General features: G+C 71.7%; 18 protein-coding genes. 16 read left to right on the top strand and 2 right to left on the bottom strand.

Features of this window, described 5'->3' with window-relative positions; all coding sequences use genetic code 11:
- Window positions 1-27: 27 nt before the first annotated feature.
- From IEZ03_RS32455 to IEZ03_RS32475, 5 genes are all read left to right on the top strand, one after another.
- Complete coding sequence (locus IEZ03_RS32455) at window positions 28-2,250, top strand: branched-chain amino acid ABC transporter permease (RefSeq protein WP_184887813.1); 2,223 nt, start codon at window positions 28-30, stop codon at window positions 2,248-2,250.
- Window positions 2,243-2,992, top strand: a complete 750-nt coding sequence (locus IEZ03_RS32460; protein ID WP_184887811.1) for an ABC transporter ATP-binding protein — start codon at window positions 2,243-2,245, stop codon at window positions 2,990-2,992. Before IEZ03_RS32455 ends, IEZ03_RS32460 begins: the two co-directional genes overlap by 8 nt.
- A complete protein-coding gene (locus tag IEZ03_RS32465) occupies window positions 2,985-3,746 on the top strand; it encodes an ABC transporter ATP-binding protein (RefSeq protein WP_184887809.1) in 762 nt (253 codons plus the stop codon). The genes IEZ03_RS32460 and IEZ03_RS32465 overlap by 8 nt, the downstream gene beginning before the upstream one ends.
- Before the next feature lie 6 nt (window positions 3,747-3,752).
- The gene (locus IEZ03_RS32470) at window positions 3,753-4,106 is read left to right on the top strand and encodes a hypothetical protein (RefSeq protein WP_184887806.1); all 354 of its coding nucleotides are present in this window, start codon (window positions 3,753-3,755) and stop codon (window positions 4,104-4,106) included.
- Window positions 4,107-4,197: 91 nt separating this feature from the next.
- Window positions 4,198-5,397 (top strand): NADH:flavin oxidoreductase, encoded by a 1,200-nt coding sequence (locus tag IEZ03_RS32475; RefSeq protein WP_184887804.1) that lies wholly within the window; start codon window positions 4,198-4,200, stop codon window positions 5,395-5,397.
- 39 nt (window positions 5,398-5,436) lie between these two features.
- Here IEZ03_RS32475 and IEZ03_RS32480 read toward each other — a convergent pair whose 3' ends face one another.
- Window positions 5,437-5,769 carry a hypothetical protein gene (locus IEZ03_RS32480; RefSeq protein WP_221480868.1) on the bottom strand — a complete coding sequence of 111 codons (333 nt, stop codon included), beginning with the start codon at window positions 5,767-5,769 and terminating at the stop codon, window positions 5,437-5,439.
- A gap of 227 nt (window positions 5,770-5,996) precedes the next feature.
- Here IEZ03_RS32480 and casI point away from each other — a divergent pair, with 227 nt between their 5' ends.
- The 7 genes from casI to IEZ03_RS32515 are packed head-to-tail and all read left to right on the top strand — an operon-like array spanning window position 5,997 to window position 13,255.
- Window positions 5,997-7,667, top strand: coding sequence for a steroid-22-oyl-CoA synthetase (casI, locus tag IEZ03_RS32485; RefSeq protein WP_184887802.1), 1,671 nt, complete (start codon window positions 5,997-5,999; stop codon window positions 7,665-7,667).
- Between the two features lie 16 nt (window positions 7,668-7,683).
- Window positions 7,684-8,847: an acyl-CoA dehydrogenase family protein gene (locus tag IEZ03_RS32490; protein ID WP_184887800.1), complete on the top strand. Its 1,164-nt coding sequence runs from the start codon at window positions 7,684-7,686 to the stop codon at window positions 8,845-8,847.
- On the top strand, window positions 8,844-9,794 hold the full coding sequence (locus tag IEZ03_RS32495) for a bifunctional MaoC family dehydratase N-terminal/OB-fold nucleic acid binding domain-containing protein (protein ID WP_184887798.1): 951 nt from the start codon (window positions 8,844-8,846) through the stop codon (window positions 9,792-9,794). Before IEZ03_RS32490 ends, IEZ03_RS32495 begins: the two co-directional genes overlap by 4 nt.
- Complete coding sequence (locus IEZ03_RS32500; protein WP_184887796.1) at window positions 9,794-10,870, top strand: acyl-CoA dehydrogenase family protein; 1,077 nt, start codon at window positions 9,794-9,796, stop codon at window positions 10,868-10,870. Before IEZ03_RS32495 ends, IEZ03_RS32500 begins: the two co-directional genes overlap by 1 nt.
- Complete coding sequence (locus IEZ03_RS32505) at window positions 10,867-11,298, top strand: MaoC family dehydratase (RefSeq protein ID WP_229808716.1); 432 nt, start codon at window positions 10,867-10,869, stop codon at window positions 11,296-11,298. Before IEZ03_RS32500 ends, IEZ03_RS32505 begins: the two co-directional genes overlap by 4 nt.
- Window positions 11,295-12,470, top strand: a complete 1,176-nt coding sequence (locus tag IEZ03_RS32510) for a lipid-transfer protein (RefSeq protein ID WP_184887795.1) — start codon at window positions 11,295-11,297, stop codon at window positions 12,468-12,470. The genes IEZ03_RS32505 and IEZ03_RS32510 overlap by 4 nt, the downstream gene beginning before the upstream one ends.
- Window positions 12,467-13,255, top strand: a complete 789-nt coding sequence (locus tag IEZ03_RS32515) for a MaoC/PaaZ C-terminal domain-containing protein (protein ID WP_184887793.1) — start codon at window positions 12,467-12,469, stop codon at window positions 13,253-13,255. Before IEZ03_RS32510 ends, IEZ03_RS32515 begins: the two co-directional genes overlap by 4 nt.
- Before the next feature lie 215 nt (window positions 13,256-13,470).
- Here IEZ03_RS32515 and IEZ03_RS32520 read toward each other — a convergent pair whose 3' ends face one another.
- Window positions 13,471-13,701, bottom strand: coding sequence for a hypothetical protein (locus IEZ03_RS32520; RefSeq protein ID WP_184887790.1), 231 nt, complete (start codon window positions 13,699-13,701; stop codon window positions 13,471-13,473).
- Between the two features lie 476 nt (window positions 13,702-14,177).
- Here IEZ03_RS32520 and IEZ03_RS32525 point away from each other — a divergent pair, with 476 nt between their 5' ends.
- The 4 genes from IEZ03_RS32525 to IEZ03_RS32540 form a co-directional block, all read left to right on the top strand.
- Entirely contained in the window at window positions 14,178-14,807 is a 630-nt protein-coding gene (locus tag IEZ03_RS32525) for an HNH endonuclease family protein (protein WP_184887788.1), read from the top strand.
- Between the two features lie 138 nt (window positions 14,808-14,945).
- Window positions 14,946-15,446: a DoxX family protein gene (locus tag IEZ03_RS32530; protein WP_184887786.1), complete on the top strand. Its 501-nt coding sequence runs from the start codon at window positions 14,946-14,948 to the stop codon at window positions 15,444-15,446.
- A gap of 21 nt (window positions 15,447-15,467) precedes the next feature.
- Window positions 15,468-16,259: an SDR family NAD(P)-dependent oxidoreductase gene (locus IEZ03_RS32535; protein WP_229808717.1), complete on the top strand. Its 792-nt coding sequence runs from the start codon at window positions 15,468-15,470 to the stop codon at window positions 16,257-16,259.
- A 79-nt stretch (window positions 16,260-16,338) separates the two neighbouring features.
- Window positions 16,339-17,126: hypothetical protein (locus IEZ03_RS32540; RefSeq protein ID WP_189241257.1), on the top strand; the 788-nt coding region annotated here is incomplete at its 3' end.

Below are 17,126 nucleotides of genomic sequence, written 5' to 3' on the forward strand. Positions count from 1 at the left end.
CGGCGGCGACCACATGACGGTGAACACATGACGACGTTCCTGACCTACACCATCCTCGGCCTCGTCCTGGGGTCGGTGTACTTCATCGCGGCCTCGGGGCTCGTCCTGACGTACAACACCTCGGGCATCTTCAACTTCGCCCACGGTGCTCAGGCGATGTTCGGCACGTTCCTGTACTGGCACTTCACCGAGCGGTGGGGCTGGCCGGTATGGCTCGCGCTGCTCCTCGTGGTCGGGGTCGCCGGCCCCGCGATGGGCGCCGCGCTGCACACCGCGATCATGCGGGGGCTGCGCGGCACCGCCGACGTCACGAAGATCATCGTGACGGTGGCGGTGCTGCTCGGCACCGTGTACCTGGCGCAGTGGGTCTGGAGCCCGGACGAGGCCCACACCGTGGACATGTTCTTCGGTGCGGGCGCGAAGGTCACCGTGGCCGGAGTGGTCATCCGGTACCACGAGCTCGTCTGCCTGGTCGCCGCCGTGGCGATCGCCGCCGGGCTGCGGGTGCTGTTCACCCGCAGCCGGGCGGGCGTGGTGATGCGGGGCTCGGTCGACGACCCCGACCTGCTGCGGCTGAACGGCCACGACCCGGAGCGGGCGGCGATGCTGTCGTGGGCGCTCGGCTCGACGCTCGCGGTCCTCGCGGGGGTGCTGATCGTGCCGATCAGCGGCGGCGGGCTGGACGCGAACATGCTGACCCTGCTGGTGATCGACGCGTTCGCCGCGGCGATGTTCGGCCGGCTGCGCAGCATCCCCCGCACGCTCGTCGGCGCGATGGTGCTCGGCCTGGCCGCCAACTACGTGCTCGCCTACCTGCCGTCGGCGGGCACGTTCACCGGCAACCTGCGCGTCTCGCTGCCGATGATCCTGCTGTTCGTCGTGCTGGTGGTGCTGCCCCAGGACCGGCTGCGCGGTGCCGCGATCCGGACCCGCGAGCGGTACCGGGTGCCGACCGTCCGGGCGGCGGCGGTGTGGGGGGCCGTGCTGGTCGCGGTCGTGTACCTCTACAGCCTGCTGCTGTCGGACGGCGGTGTCTCCACGTTCGCGCTCGGCATGACGTTCGCGATCATCGCGCTGTCGCTGACCGTGCTGACCGGCTACGCGGGCGAGTTGAACCTCGCGCCGCTGGCGTTCGGCGCGGTCGCGACCGTCGTGGCGTTCCACACCGGTGTGGAGGGCACCGGCCTCGCGTCGTACATGAGCGTCCGGGGACTGCTGCTGGGCGTGGCGGTCGCGGCGCTCGTCGGCGGGCTGGTCGCGCTGCCGGCACTGCGGCTGCGCGGCCTCTACCTGGCGCTCGCGACGATGGCGTTCGGCGAGTTCCTGTCGAACATGGTGCTGCGCGACACCACCGAGCACGAGCTGTTCGGGTTCACGTTCACGCTGTTCCCGGACGGTTCGCTCGTCGTCCCGCCGCCGAAGGCCGGCCCGCTCGACCTGCGGGACGGGACGACGTTCCTGATGACCGCGACCGTCCTGTTCGCGCTGATCGCGGTCGGGCTCGCCGCCCTCCGGGGCGGCGGGTACGGGCGGCGGCTCGCGGCGATGAAGGACAGCCCGGCGGCCACGGCGATGCTCGGGCAGAACCTCGTCCGGCTGAAGCTGAGCGTCTTCATGATCTCCGCGGCGATCGCGGGGCTGGGCGGCGTGCTGATGTCGGCCGCGCACGGCACCGTCGCGCAGGAGAGCTTCTCCTTCGTCGGCAGCCTGTCGCTGCTGATGCTGGTCGTGGTGGCGGGCATCGGCTACATCAGCGGTGCCCTGGTCGGCGGCCTGCTGGCGGGCGTGGGCGCGAGCGTCCTGGTGGCGACGTTCGGTGACCTCGCGCTGGAGAGCGAGGGCATGGGCAACATCTACGACGCGCTCGGCCATCTCGTCCTGGTGGGGACGGCGCTGCTCGGGATGGGCGTCGGCCGGAACCCGAGCGGGTTCGTCCACGACGTCATCGAGGGGTACCGGGCCATGCGCGGTGCCAGGCCCCTGCTGTACGGGGCGGGCGCGTTCGGCGCGGGCCTGTACCTCCTCGCGCTGACCGGCGTGATCGGAACCTGGACGTTCGCGCTCGTCGCGCTGTGCGTGATCATGCTGCTCCCCGTCCTCGGCCGCATGTACCTGGACGAGGGGCGGCGCGACCGTCCGACACCGCTGGAACTGGCCGGCGTGGACGAGCCCTACACCGAGGAGCTGCGGGCACGGCTCGACCGCGAACTCGGCCTGCCGGCCCTGGGGAAGGGAGGGGCCGGTGCCTGAAGGGAAGACCCTGCTCGAAACGCGGGGCATCACCGTACGGTTCGGCGGCAACACCGCCGTGGACGACGTCCATGTCGCCATGGCCGAAGGGGAGATCACCGGGCTGATCGGCCCGAACGGAGCCGGCAAGACCACGGTGTTCAACACCATCACCGGCTTGCAGAAACCCGCGTCCGGCCGGGTGCTGCTGGACGGGGACGACATAACGGGACTCTCCCCGTCCAAGCGGGCGCGGCGTGGCATGGCGCGCACGTTCCAGCGGCTGGAGCTGTTCCTGTCGCTGTCGGTACGGGACAACGTGCGCGTCGCCGGCGACATCCTGCGCAGCACCGGCCGCGAACGGTTCGACCTGGACGAGCGGACCGACCAGGTCCTGGAACGCACCGGCCTCACCGACATCGCCGACCGCGACGTGTCCGACATCCCCATCGGACGGGCCCGCGTCGTGGAGGTGGCGCGCGCGCTGATGACCTCACCGCGCCTCCTCCTGCTGGACGAGCCCGCATCCGGCCAGACCGAGGGTGAGACGGCGGTGTTCGCCGAGATGCTCACCGGCCTCGCCGCCGAGGGGCTCGCGGTCTGCCTCGTCGAACATGACCTTCCGCTCGTCATGAAGCTGTGCTCGACCATCCACGTCCTCGACTACGGGGCGCTCATCGCGTCCGGCACACCGGCGGAGATCAGGGAGTCGCCGGAGGTCATCGCCGCCTACATCGGCACTGAGGAGGCCGCACATGAGTGAGCTGGTGCCGCAGCCGCGCACGGCCGACGACCCGGCCGGCGCCGCCCCGGCGGAGACCGTGCCGCTGCTGGAGCTGGCCGGAGTCCGCGCGGGCTACGGCGCGATCGAGGTGCTGCACGGCGTCGACCTGGCGCTGCGGCCCGGTTCGCTGCTGGCGCTGCTCGGCCCGAACGGCGGCGGCAAGTCGACGACCATGCGGGTGTGCGCGGGCCTGCACCCGGTGTCCGGCGGCGAGCTGCGGTTCGCTGGACGCAAGGTGAACGGCATCTCGGCGCAGGACGCGGCCCGCCTGGGCGTCTGCTCCATCCCGGAGGGCCGCGGCATCTTCCCCAACCTGACGGTGCGGGAGAACCTGTGGGCCGCCACCGGCACGGGCGCCCGCCTGGAGGACCTGGAGGAGAAGGCGTACGCCCGCTTCCCGGTCCTCGGGGAGCGCCGCCGCCAGCTCGCCGGATCGCTGTCCGGCGGCGAGCAGCAGATGCTCGCGCTGTCGCGCGCGCTCGGCACCGACCCGGCGGTGCTGCTGCTCGACGAGCTGTCCATGGGCCTCGCCCCCATGATCGTGACCCGGATGTACGAGACGGTCACCGAGCTGGTCGCGGGCGGCCTGTCGGTGCTGGTCGCGGAGCAGTTCGCCCGCGCCGTCCTGCCGATCGCCGACACCGCCGCGCTGATGCTGCACGGGCGCGTGGTGGCGGCCGGCCCGCCCGGCGAGATCGAAGACCGGCTGTCCAGCGACTACCTGGGAGGTTGACCCATCATGCGCACGGAGGAAAGGCGCCGGCGGTTCACGGACGACGTGGCGCGGCAGAAGCTCAAGACCGACCAGTTCCGCTTCGACGGGGTGCTGCGCGTCGTCGGCGCCGTCGCGATGGTCGCCGGTGTCGCCGGCGTCTTCGTCGCCTACAACATCTCGCTGACCAAGGACGACATGCGCGACCTGGGCTCGTTGCAGACCCTCGCGCTCGGATTCCTGGCGGTGACCGTCGTCGGCGCGGCCCTGTACCTGGCCGCCGCGGTCACCCGCGTCCTGCGCCTGTGGCTGCTGCGGCAGCTGGTGGAGCAGCAGGCCCAGGCCGACCAGATCGCCGCCGCGCTGCGTGACAGGGGGTAGCGGGCCGCGGGTCGCCGCTCCCGGTCAGCGGGATGTCCGGAGTGCCCGGACATCCCGCTGATTAACGTCTAGTCCGGATGGAGGACTCCGAATGAACGACCCGAAGCCCGACGTGTTCGCCCCCGCGAGGCTGGGGCCCGTCACGCTGCGGAACCGCATCGTCAAGGCGGCGACGTACGAGGGGCTGACCAAGGACGGCCAGGTCACCGACGCGCTGATCGACTTCCATGTCCGGCACGCGCGCGGCGGGGTCGGGATGACGACCGTCGCGTACTGCGCGGTCGCGCCGGAGGGCCGCACCGACCGCAGGCAGATCCACTGGCGGGACGACGCGCTGCCCGGACTCCGCAGGCTGACCGACGCCGTGCACGCCGAGGGAGCGGCCGTCCAGGCGCAGATCGGGCACGCGGGCCCGGTCGCCAACCCCAAGAGCAACAAGCTGCCCGCGCTCGCACCCAGCCGCCACTTCCACCTGACCACGCAGACCGTCGCCAAGGCCGCCGCGCACGCCGACCTGGCGCGCATCGTCGAGGCGCACGCGCACGCGGCCAAGAAGGCGATCGAGACCGGCTTCGACGCCGTCGAGATCCACATGGGGCACAACTACCTGACGAGCGCGTTCCTCAGCCCGAAGCTCAACCACCGCGGCGACGAGTACGGCGGCTCGCTGGAGAACCGCGCCCGGCTGGCGCGCGACATCGGCCGCGCCGTCCGCGACGCCGTCGGCGACCGCATCGCGATCACCGCCAAGCTGAACATGGACGACGGGGTGCCCGGCGGGTTCTGGCTGGACGAGGCCATCCGGGTCGCGCGGTGGCTGGAGGCCGACGGCTCGGTCGACGCCCTCCAGATGACCGCCGGCAGCTCCCTGCTCAACCCCATGTACCTGTTCAAGGGCGACGCGCCGCTGCACGAGTTCGCCTCCGTCATGAAGCAGCCGACCAAGCTCGGGATCAAGCTCATCGGCAAGCACTTCCTGAAGGCGTACCCCTACGAGGACCTCTACCTCCTGAGGGACGCCCGGCAGATCCGTGCGGCGGTCGGCCTGCCGATGATCCTGCTCGGCGGCGTCACCGACAAGGCCGGCATGGACACCGCCATGGCGGAGGGCTTCGCGTTCGTCGCGATGGCCCGCGCCCTGCTGCGCGAACCCGACCTGATCAACCGGATCAAGGACGAGCCCGCCACCGAGTCGCTCTGCATCCACTGCAACAAGTGCATGACCGCGATCTACGGCGGCACCCACTGCGTCCTGTCCACCGAACCCGCCTGGGGCAGCGCGAGTGCGTGACGAGCCGACCGCTGCCCAAGCCGGACGCTGGTAGGAGCTCTACCCCCGCCTCGCCGTCCCGCTGAACGGGCGGGGCCGGGTCAGGTTCTCCAGCCGGTGGGGTTGCAGAAGGACTCGCGGGAGATGCCGGAGCCTGTGGCCGGGAAGGCGCAGAAGCGTTCGCGGTGCAGGTTGGGCGAACAGGTAGGGCATGCTCTCGGACCTGGCGCCCGGCACATCGTCCAGCGCCTTCTCCACGACGGAGTGCTCCGGCATGGCGAAGACGTCGGTGTCCGGGGAACGGGCGGTCAGGACGCGCCGCGCCTCGGCGGCCTCGGGGCCCAGCGGTGCCCAAGCGTTCTCGATCAGCTCCCAGAAGCGGTCCTTGTTCACTGGCGTCCTTCCTCGTCCGGCGCTGCGCTGCGGAGTCGACCAGATGCCTCCGACAGCGCGGCGCGACGGCCGGGTCGGTCGGACCCCCCCTCGACCTGGAAATTCCGCTCAGCGGGACGGGGCGGGGGCCGCTCCCGGTCAGCGGGATGCCCGCACCCGCCGGGGCGTCCGGCTGATTAGCGTCGGGGGCGCGGTGCCGGGTCCGGAGGGGGAGGCGAGGAGCGGGAGTGCGCGACGAGACGATCGCGGGGATGCTGCTGGCACGGCTCGGCGACGACCGGCCCGGCCTGCGCAGCCGTGACCGGACCTGGACGTGGGACGAGGTCGTCCGGGAGAGCGCCGCCCGCGCGTCGCTGGCGCGGGAACTGCGGCGGGACGGGCCGTTCCACATCGGCGTGCTGCTGGAGAACGTCCCCGAGTACGTGCTGTGGCTGGGGGCGGCGGCGCTGAGCGGCGCGACGGTCGTCGGCGTCAACCCGACCCGGACCGGCTCCCACCTGGAGCGCGAGGTCCGCCGCACCGACCCGCAGCTCCTCGTCACCGACCGGGCCGGGCTGGACCTGCTCGGCGGCCTCGACATCGGCGTCCCCCGCGACCGGTTCCTGCTCGTGGACGACGACGGCTACGCGGAGCGGGTCGAGGCGCACGCCTGCGAGCCCGAAGCGGACGCGTCGGTCACCCCGGCGACGCAGATGCTGCTGCTGTTCACCTCCGGGACGACCGGGACGTCGAAGGCCGCCCGCTGCTCCCAGGGCAGGCTCGCCGAGCTGGGCCGCAACAACAGCGCCAAGTACGACGTCAAGCGCGACGACGTCTGCTACTGCCCGATGCCGCTGTTCCACGGCAACGCGCTCATGGCGCTGTGGGCACCGTCCCTCGCCGTGGGCGCGACCGTCTGCCTGACCCCCAAGTTCTCCGCCTCCGGGTTCCTGCCCGACGTGCGGTTCTACGGCGCGACGTTCTTCACCTACGTCGGCAAGGCCATCGGGTACGTCCTCGCCACCCCCGAGCGGTCCGGCGACGCCGACAACACACTCACGCACGGGTTCGGGACGGAGGCGTCCCCCGAGGACAAGGCCGAGTTCCGGCGCCGCTTCGGCGCGACGCTGGTCGAGGGCTACGGCTCCAGCGAGAGCGCCGGCATGATCAAGCGGGTGCCGGAGACGCCGCCGACAGCGCTCGGGCGCCCCGCGCACGACGGCGTCCGGATCGTCAACCCGGAGACGCTGGAGACCTGCAAGGCCGCGCTCCTCGACGAGCACGGCCGCGTCGCCAACGCGGAGGCCGCCGTCGGCGAGATCGTCGACGTGCACGGCGCCGCCAGGTTCGAGGGCTACTACAACGACCCCGCGGCCGACGCCGAGCGGGTGCGGCACGGCTGGTACTGGACGGGCGACCTCGGCTACGTCGACGGCGGCGGGTTCCTGTACTTCGCCGGGCGGTCCGGCGACTGGATCCGGGTGGACTCGGAGAACATCTCCGCGCTGGTCACCCAGAACGCCGTCCGCCGCCACCCGCGGATCGTGGACGCGGTCGCGTTCGGCGTCCCCGACCCGCGCTCCGGCGACCAGGTGATGGCGGCGATCGAGATCCCCCCGGGCGTCCGGTTCGAGGACCTGGACCTCGCGGAGTTCCTCGCCGCCCAGGACGACCTCGGCACCAAGGGCGCGCCGCGCTTCGTGCGCGTCTCGCACGCGCTGCCGACGACCGGCTCCGGCAAGCTCAGGAAGAAGGAGATGCAGCTCGAAGGCTGGCGCACCGCCGACCCCGTGTACCGGCGCGCGGCCCGTGCGGGCGGCGCGGCGGGGCCGGCCGGGTACGCGCTGATGACCGAGGCCGACAAGGCGGCGCTGCACGCCGAGTTCGCCGCCGCCGGACGCCGGCGTTTCCTCCCCTGACCACGGAAGGGTGTTCATGGATCTGCGTGAGTCCGCGGCGCACGAGAAGCTGCGCGCGGAACTGAGGGCGTACTTCGCGGGCCTGCTGCCCGCGGACGTGCGCCGCCGCGCCGGCGAGCAGGGCGTCGGCGGGGAGCGGTTCCGCGAGATCGTCAAGATGCTCGGCGACGACGGCTGGCTCGGCTACGGCTGGCCCGTCGAGTACGGCGGGCAGGGCAGGTCGATCGCCGAGCAGTACGTGTTCTTCGACGAGGTCCAGCGGGCCGGGCTGCCGTTCCCGTTCGTCACCGTCAACACGGTCGGCCCGACGCTGATGCGGTACGGGACCGACGAGCAGAAGCGGCGCTTCCTCCCGGGCATCCTGTCCGGCGACATCGTGTTCGCGATCGGGTACACCGAGCCCGACGCCGGCACCGACCTGGCGTCGCTGCGCACCCGGGCCGTCCGGGACGGCGACGCGTTCGTCGTCGACGGCAGCAAGATCTTCACCAGCGGCGCCAACACCGCCGACCACATCTGGCTCGCCGCCCGGACCAACCCGGACGCGCCCAAGCACAAGGGCATCTCGATCCTGATCGTCCCGACCGACGCCGACGGGTTCTCCTGGAGCCCGATCCAGACGGTCGGCGGGATGGTCGTGACCTCCACCTACTACAACGGCGTCCGGGTCCCGGCGACCGAGGTCGTCGGGGAGGTGGACGGCGGCTGGGGCCTGATCACCACCCAGCTCAACCACGAGCGCATCGGGCTCGCCGCGCTCGGCGGCCGGATGATCCGGCTGTGGGAGGACGTCCGCGACTGGGCCCGCGAGAACGGCGTCATCGACCTGCCGTGGGTGCGCGCCGACCTGGCCCGCACGTACGCCAGGCTGGAGGCGATGCGGCTGATGAACTGGAAGATGACCATGGCCGTCGAGGCGGGCGAGCTGACCGGCGCGCAGGCCGGTGCCGCCAAGTCCTACGGGACGGAGACGCACATCTTCGTCCAGCGGACGCTGACCGGCGTCCTCGGCGCGGCCGGCCGGATCCGTCCCGAGTCGCCGGGCGCCGTCCTGCACGGCCAGATCGAGCAGCTGTCCCGGCAGGGCATCGTGAACACCTTCGGCGGCGGCGTCAACGAGGTGCTGCGCGACATGGTCGCCGTCCAGGGCCTGGGACTGCCGAGATCGAGGCGATCATGAGCGATTCCGCGTACGAGGACAGGCTGCAGGCGTGGGTGGGCCGGGAGCTGGTCACCCGCCGTCCGGGGCAGGACCCCGTGAACGTCCCCATGATCCGCCACTGGGTGGAGGCGATGGAGGACGACAACCCCGTCTACCTCGACGAGGACGCCGCCCGCGCCACCGGCCGCGACGGCGTCGTGGCGCCCGCGTCGATGCTCCAGGCGTGGACGATGCGCGGGTACGCCGCGTCCGTCTCGCCGGACGCCGAGCGCACCGGCTCCGACGAGCTGACCGACCTTCTCGCCGAGGGCGGCTACACCTCCGTCGTCGCCACCGACTCGGAGTTCGAGTTCCACCGCGAGCTGGTCCCCGGCGACCACGTCAGCGTGGAGGAGACCCTTGAGGCGATCTCCCCGGAGAAGAAGACCGCGCTCGGGCCGGGCCGCTTCATCAGCACGGTCAAGACGTACCGGGACGCGTCGGGCGAGATCGTCGCGACGCAGCGGTGGCGGATGCTGCGCTTCCGGCCCGCCGCGAAGCCCGAGCCCGCGCCGAAGGCGCCGCGGCCGCGGCCCGCGATCAACCACGACAACGAGTTCTGGTTCGCCGCCGCCCGCGAGCACCGCCTCGTCATCCAGCGCTGCGCCGACTGCAAGTCGCTGCGGCACCCGCCCGGCCCGTGCTGCCCGCAGTGCGGCTCGTTCGGCTGGGACACCGTCGAGTCGGCGGGCGAGGGCCACGTCTACACCTACGTGGTCAACCACCACCCCCGCCACCCGGCGTTCGACTACCCGCTGGTCGTCGCCGTGATCGAGCTGACCGAGGGGACGCGGCTGATCGCCAACATGACGGGCGTCGAGCCCGGGGACGTCGAGATCGGCATGCCGGTCGTCCTCGACTGGATCGACCCGGACCCCGACCTGTCCCTGCCGGTGTTCCGCCCGGCCGTCGCTGAGGAGAGCTGATGGACTTCACCTTGGGGGAGGACCTGGAGGCCGTCCGGGACCTGGCCCGGCAGATCTTCGCCGACCACGCCACGCAGGAGCGGATCAAGGCCGCCGAGGCGGCCGGGACCGGCGTCGACGGGACGCTCTGGACCGCGCTGGCGGACGCGGGCCTGCTCGGCGTCGCGCTGCCCGAGAGCGCGGGCGGCGCCGGGCTCGGGGCGGGCGGGCTGGCCGTCCTGCTGGAGGAGCAGGGCCGGACGGTCGCGCCCGTGCCGGTCTGGCCCGCGGTCGTCGCGGCGCTCACCCTCGCCGAGCACGGCACCGCCGCCCAGCGCGACCTCCTCCCGGCGCTCGTGGACGGCGGCGAACGGCTCACGGTCGCGCTGGAGGAGTTCGGCGCCGCGGACCCGGCCGAACCGCGGTGCACCGCCGTCCGCGACGGTGACGGGTGGCGGCTGACCGGTGTCAAGGCGGTCGTCCCGGCCCCGGCCGGCGCCTCGCACGTCCTGGTCTCGGCGCGCTCCGATGAGGGGCCCGGCCTCTACCTCGCCGCGACGTCCGCCGCCGGGACGTCCTGGGAGCCCGCCGGGACCACCGCCCACGACGGCGCCGCGCACCTCACCCTCGACGGGACGCCCGCGCAGGCGCTCGGCGACGAGGCCCTCGCGTCGGTGCTGCGGCTAGCCCGGGCCGCGCTCGCCGCCGTCCAGGTCGGCGTGGCCGAGGGCGCGCTCCGCCTGGCCGCCGACCACCTCACCGGACGCGAGCAGTTCGGGCGCCCCCTCGCCGCGTTCCAGGCCGTCCAGCACCAGCTCGCCGACTGCTACATCGAGATCGACGCGATGCGCGTCTGCCTCTGGCACGCGGTATCGCTGATCAGCGCCGGGGAGGACGCGGAATCGGCGGTGCTGGTCGCCAAGTGGTGGTCGGACGAGGGCGGGCTGAACGTCGTCCACCGCGTCCAGCACCTGCACGGCGGCATCGGCGTGGACGTCGACTACCCGGTGCACCGCCACTTCCTGTGGGGCAAGCAGATCTCCGGCACCCTCGGCGGCGCGTCCGCCGGCCTCGAACTGCTCGGAGCGGCCCTGTGATCACCAACGTGAAGCGCTACGAGGACGTCGCGGTGGGGGAGGAGCTCCCCGAGCTGCGCATCCCGCTGACCCGCACCATGATCGTCGCGACCGCCATCGCGAGCCGCGACTACCAGGACGTCCACCACGACCCGTCCCTCGCGGTCGAACGCGGATCCAAGGACGTCTTCATGAACATCCTGACGACCAACGGCCTCGTCGACCGGTACGTCACCGGCTGGGCGGGCCCCGCCGCCGTCGTGAAGGCCATCAGGATCAGGCTCGGCGCGCCCAACTACCCCGGCGACACGATGGTGCTCACCGGCACCGTCACCGCCAAGCACGACGACCGCCGCGTCGAGATCGCCGTGCGGGGCGTCAACGAGATCGGCCCGCACGTCACCGGCACCGTCGTCGTCCGACTGCCCGGACAGGGGATTGACTCATGAGCGTGCTGCCCGGGGCCGCCGCGATCGCGGGGATCGGCGCCACCGAGTTCTCCAAGGACTCCGGCCGCAGCGAGCTGCGGCTCGCCTGCGAGGCGGTGCTCGCCGCCGTCACCGACGCCGGGCTCCAGCCGTCCGACGTGGACGGCATGGTCACCTTCACCGCCGACACCAACTCCGAGATCCACATCGCCCGCAACCTCGGCATCGGCGAGCTGTCGTTCTTCTCCCGCGTCGGGTACGGCGGCGGCGCGGCGTGCGGGACCGTCCAGCAGGCCGCGATGGCAGTCGCGACCGGCGTCGCCGACGTCGTCGTCTGCTACCGCGCCTTCAACGAGCGCTCCGGCACTCGCTACGGCCTAGGCCAGGCGGACCGGCCGGTCGACGTCAGCGCCGACCGCGCCGCCTACTCGTGGATGACCCCGTTCGGCCTGGCCACCCCGGCCCAGTGGGTCGCCATGTTCGCCCGCCGCTACATGCACGAGTACGGCGCGACCAGCGAGGACTTCGGCCGCATCGCCGTCGTCGACCGGGCGCACGCCGCGACGAACCCCGCCGCGTGGTTCCACGACCGTCCCATCACGCTGGCGGACCACCAGGCGTCCCGCTGGATCGCCGAACCCCTCCGCCTCCTCGACTGCTGCCAGGAGAGCGACGGCGGCCAGGCCCTAGTCGTCGTCTCCGCCGAACGCGCCCGCGACCTCCCGCACCCGCCCGCCCTGATCTGGGGCGCGGCGCAGGGATCGGGCAACGACCAGCACATGATGACGAGCTACTACCGCTCCGAGATCACCGGCATTCCGGAGATGGGGCTGGTGGGACGGCAGCTCTACGCGCAGTCCCGGCTGACTCCCGCCGACGTCCAGGCCGCCATCCTCTACGACCACTTCACGCCGCTCGTCCTGCCGCAGCTCGAAGAACTCGGCTTCTGCGCCAAGGGCGAGGCCAAGGACTTCGTCGCCGACGGCAACCTCGAACTCGGCGGGCGCCTCCCGGTCAACACCCACGGAGGCCAGCTCGGCGAGGCTTACATCCACGGCATGAACGGCATCGCCGAGGGCGTCCGCCTCGTCCGCGGCACCTCGGTGAACCAGCCGGGCGACGTCCACAACGTCCTGGTCACCGCCGGCACAGGCGTCCCCACCAGCGGCCTCATCCTCGGCGCCTCCGGATGAGCGAATGGCGCGGCCGCAGCCTCGGCACCAATACCGTCTCCTACGACGACACGCAACCCATCCTCTACGCCCTCGCCGTGGGGGCGAGGGCCTCCGACCTCGACCTCGTCTTCGAGGAGCGGCTCCGCGTCCTCCCGACGTTCGCCCTGACCCTCGCCCAGTGGGCACCGGACGCGCTGGGCTCCGCGGGGGCCTTCGACATCACGACGGCCGTCCACGGCTCGCAGCGCCTCCGCGTCCGTAAGCCCCTGCCCCGCTCGGGCTCGGTGGAGATGTCCGCCCACGTCGCCGAAGTCTGGGACAAGGGCTCCGCGGCCGTCTTCGAGGTCGCCGTGGAGAGCCCGTACTTCGAGGCCACCTGGTCGCTGTTCGCCCCGGGGGCCGGCGGCTTCGGCGGCGACCGCGGCCCGTCCTCCCGCCGCCGTCCCGAGACGGAACCCGACGGGTCGCTGACCGTGGCGACGTCCCCGAGGCAGGCTGCCCTCTACCGCCTTCTGGGCGACCGCCACCACCTGCACATAGACCCGGAAGCGGCGCAGAAGGCCGGAATGCCGCGTCCCATTCTGCACGGCCTGTGCACCCTGGTCGCGGTAACCCTCCCGCTGGCCGAGTCGCTGGGCGCACACCCGGCCGACCTGCTCGAACTGGAAGGCCGCTTCACCGCCCCCGTCTTCCCCGGCGACGCGCTGCACCTGGAGACCTGGAAGGAAGACGAAACGACCCTCGCCGAAGCATCAGTGAACGGCAAGACGGTGATCACCGCAGCCCGAGCCCGTTTCGCCTGAGCCGTCAGGCGATATCCCGGGCGGACTCGACGACCCGGCCGCGACGCTCACCGACCGGTACACCCGGCACGGCTGAGCCTGGTCGTACAGGCGGTGCGCCGCGCCCCGAACGACCTCGCCCCGGCGGCTGACGCGGTCGTAGCGGCCGGGCCCCCGGCGATCGGAACCGCCCCCGCCGAGGTCGGCGGGGGCGGCGGCGTGCCGGCCGGTCCGGGTCAGTAAAGGCCCCACAGCTCGTAGCTGGCCCACGGCGCGGAGCTGCCCTTGCAGTCGTAGGACTGCCAGCCGGACTTCACGCCGGCCTCGCCCGCGGCCTTGCAGCTCGAGTACCAGTAGAACGTCTGGCCGGTGTTGTGCCACGACGCGGCGAGCGCCGGGGTCGCGGTCGCCCCGACCGCCAGCGCGGACCCGGCGACCACGGCGGCGGCGGCTTTCCTGATCTTCATGAACCCTCCACATGGCTCTCGGTAGTCAAGCGATTGCAGTATGTGTTCAGACTGTTCGCCGGTGCTATCCCGGAAACCACGTACCTTCGCCGCGATGTGGCCCGAGGGGCCGGTCGTGCTCGGTCAGCGAACCGCCGGGCCCGTCTCGCACATTCGCTTGATTCCGTTGATGAAGAAGGACGCCAGGCGCTCCGGTTCGCCCGCCGCCCGGATGCCGGAACGGCCGGTGCGTTAAGAGAGTCTTCATCCTCCGTACCGCCGCAGTACCGGGTGCCCTTCCGCTCCTGATCTCGCAGGTCACGGGGGTATTCGCGGACGCCTGACGGCAGCATCCGACCAAGGACGGGCCCACGGCTGGGCAATGCGTGACATTTATCCGCATTTGCCGCAAATGTCACCGTCACAGTGCCGCCGTTCCCGATCCCCCTCGGGGCGCCCCCCGCCCTGGCCGGGAAACGGCTGCGGAAGGGCCCCCGATGCGACGTCCCCTCCTGTTCCTGCTACCCGCCGTGCTGGCCGCCGCGCTGCTCGGCATCCCGTCGGCTCCCGCGTCCGCGACCCCGCCCAACATCCCGTCCGCCGCCACGGCCGCGTCCCGGCTGGCCTCCCTCACCGTGGCCGCCGAGTCGCACGCCGGCAGCTACGACCGCGACCTGTTCCCGCACTGGATCACGATCTCCGGGGCGTGCAACACCCGCGAGACCGTCCTCAAGCGGGACGGCTCCAACGTCGTCACCAACTCGTCCTGCGCCGCGACCTCCGGGTCCTGGTACTCGCCCTACGACGGCGCCACCTGGTACGCGGCGTCCGATGTGGACATCGACCACGTGGTGCCGCTCGCCGAGGCGTGGGCGTCGGGTGCCTGGGCCTGGTCGACGTCCCGCCGCCAGGCCTACGCCAACGACCTCGGCGGCCCCGAGCTGTGGGCCGTCACCGACAACGTCAACCAGGCCAAGGGGCATAAGGACCCCGCCGAATGGCAGCCCCCGCGCGCCGCGTTCCGCTGCACCTACGCCCGCGCCTGGATCCAGGTGAAGTGGTACTACGGCCTCACCGTCGACAGCGCTGAGAAGAGCGCCCTCTCCACGATGCTCGGCACCTGCTGAGGCGGTCGCCGAGAGCAGGGGGCCGGGCGCCGTTCCCGCCGGGGCGGCACCCGGCCCCTCTCTCCGGCCACAATCTAGACATTGACAAGTCTGTGCGCACCGGCCTATCTTGACAGTGACAAGTTAGGGGGAAGCGACATGGCACCATTGATCTTCTTGACCATCGGCACGCTGGCCGCGCTGGTCGCGGGCCGGGCGGGCGTCCGGTGGCTGAGGCCCTGGCCGGTCCCGCTGCGCGTCGGGCTCGCCCTGATGTTCACGGTGACGGGGATCGCCCACTTCGTGGGCATGCGCCAGGACCTGATCGACATGGTCCCGCCCGCGCTGCCCGCACCGGGCCTCCTGGTGACCGTGACCGGCGTCCTGGAACTGGCCGGCGCGGCCGCCCTCCTCCGGGAGCGCACCGCGCCCTGGGCGGCGGGTGGGCTCAGCCTGATGCTGGTCGGGATGTTCCCGGCCAACGTCCACCTGGCCCTCAACGGCACGGGCCTCCCCTGGGACGACCGCCTGCTCCCCAGGACCCTGATGCAGGTGGTCTTCCTGGCCGCGACGCTCGCCGTGGCCCTGCACCACATGCGGCGGAAGGACGACACCCCGCCCCGCGAGCCCGCGAAGGCCCTCTCTGGAGAAGCCTTCTAGAACCCACTACTGTCGCGTCCCGTGAGCGAGTCGCTGAACGTGGTCGTGACGGGTGGGAACCGCGGGGTCGGACGGGCCGTCGCGGCGGAGGCCGCCCGGCGCGGCCACCGGGTGACGATCGTGGCGCGGCGGCCCGCCGAGGGGGCCGCCGCCGCCCGCGAGACCGGCGCGGACTTCGTCCCCGGCGACCTGTCGGCCCTCCGGACGACCCGCGCCGCCGCGGCCGGGATCGCCGAGGCGGTCCCGGTCATCGACGTGCTCGTCCACAACGCGGCGCTCTGGCCGAGCCGCCGCGTCCTCAACGAGGACGGGTTCGAGCAGGCGTTCTTCACCAACCACCTCGCCCCGTTCCTCCTGAACCACCTCCTGGAGGAACGGCTCCGCCGCGTCGTCCAGGTGAGCGCGGGCCTCTACGTCATGGGCAGGGTCGACCCGGACCGCACCCCGACCGGCGACGACTTCAGCCCCACCAAGACCTACGCCAACACGAAACTCGCCAACCTCCTGACGGTCCCGCTCTTCGCCGAGCACTGGAAAGAGGCCGGCATAACGATCGACGCGGTCCACCCCGGCGTCCTGCGAACGGGCCTAGGTGAACGAAACGGCTTCCAGGGCCTACTCCTGAAAACGGTGAAGCGCACCCTGAAGTCCCCAGAGGCAGGCGCCAAACCCGTAGTAGACCTACTCACCTCAGAGGGCACAGGCCGTTACTACAACGGCCTGAAGCAACGCCCCCTGAAACCGGTGGCCCGCAACACCCCACTGGCCGAACGCCTCTGGGCCGATGCCCATAAAGCCATCAACACCCCCTGAATCCCTGGCATCTCCGTCATTACCGAACGTATTTACTTTCACCCTCCGCAGTGGACTCGCCACCACTAGCGTCCGTTCCGTGCCTTCCACGTACCACGAGGTACCGCTTGACCTGTTCCGCAACCAGCCGGCTCTGGCCCCGGAACTCCTCCAAGCGGTATCCGGAATCAAACCCCCCGAATACGAACAGATCTCACTCGGATCGGAGACGCTCACCGACTGCAAACCCACCGAATACCGCTGCGACTCGACCGTCCTGCTAGGCGATCCGGAACACCCCGACCTCGCGATCGTCGTCGAAGTACAGCTGAGACCGGAGCAACGTAAGCGATACACCTGGCCCGTCTACCTCTCGACCCTCCGAGCCCGCCGCGAATGCGCGGTGACGCTGCTGGTCCTCTGCCCGAACGAGAGCACGGCGGCCTGGTGCCGCGAACCGATCGAGAGCGGACACCACGCCTGGACTTTGCGTCCCTGGGCCCTCAGTCTCACCGAGGTCCCCGCCGTCACCGACCCGGACCAGGCCCGCTCCCTCCCGGAACTGGCGGTCCTGAGCACCGTCGCCAACGCCGACGGCCCGGAGCAGCGAGCCGTCCTGACGGCCTTCGCCGAGGCCCTGGAGGTCACCGACCGTGACAAGGGCGAGCTGTATCATGACTACGTGCGGTCACAGCTCTCCCAAGCCGCACGACACTGCCTGGAGGAGATCATGCAAGCGGGCGTCTACGAGTGGCAAAGCGACTTCGCACGCAAACACATCGCCGAAGGCAAGATCGAAGGCAAGATCGAGGGCAAGATCGAGGGCAAGCTTGAAGGAGAGGCCGAGCTGCTCCTTGTCGTCCTGGAGTCCCGGGGCTTCAAGATCGA

It is taken from the genome of Actinomadura livida, from assembly GCF_014648675.1.
GTDB lineage: Bacteria > Actinomycetota > Actinomycetes > Streptosporangiales > Streptosporangiaceae > Spirillospora > Spirillospora livida.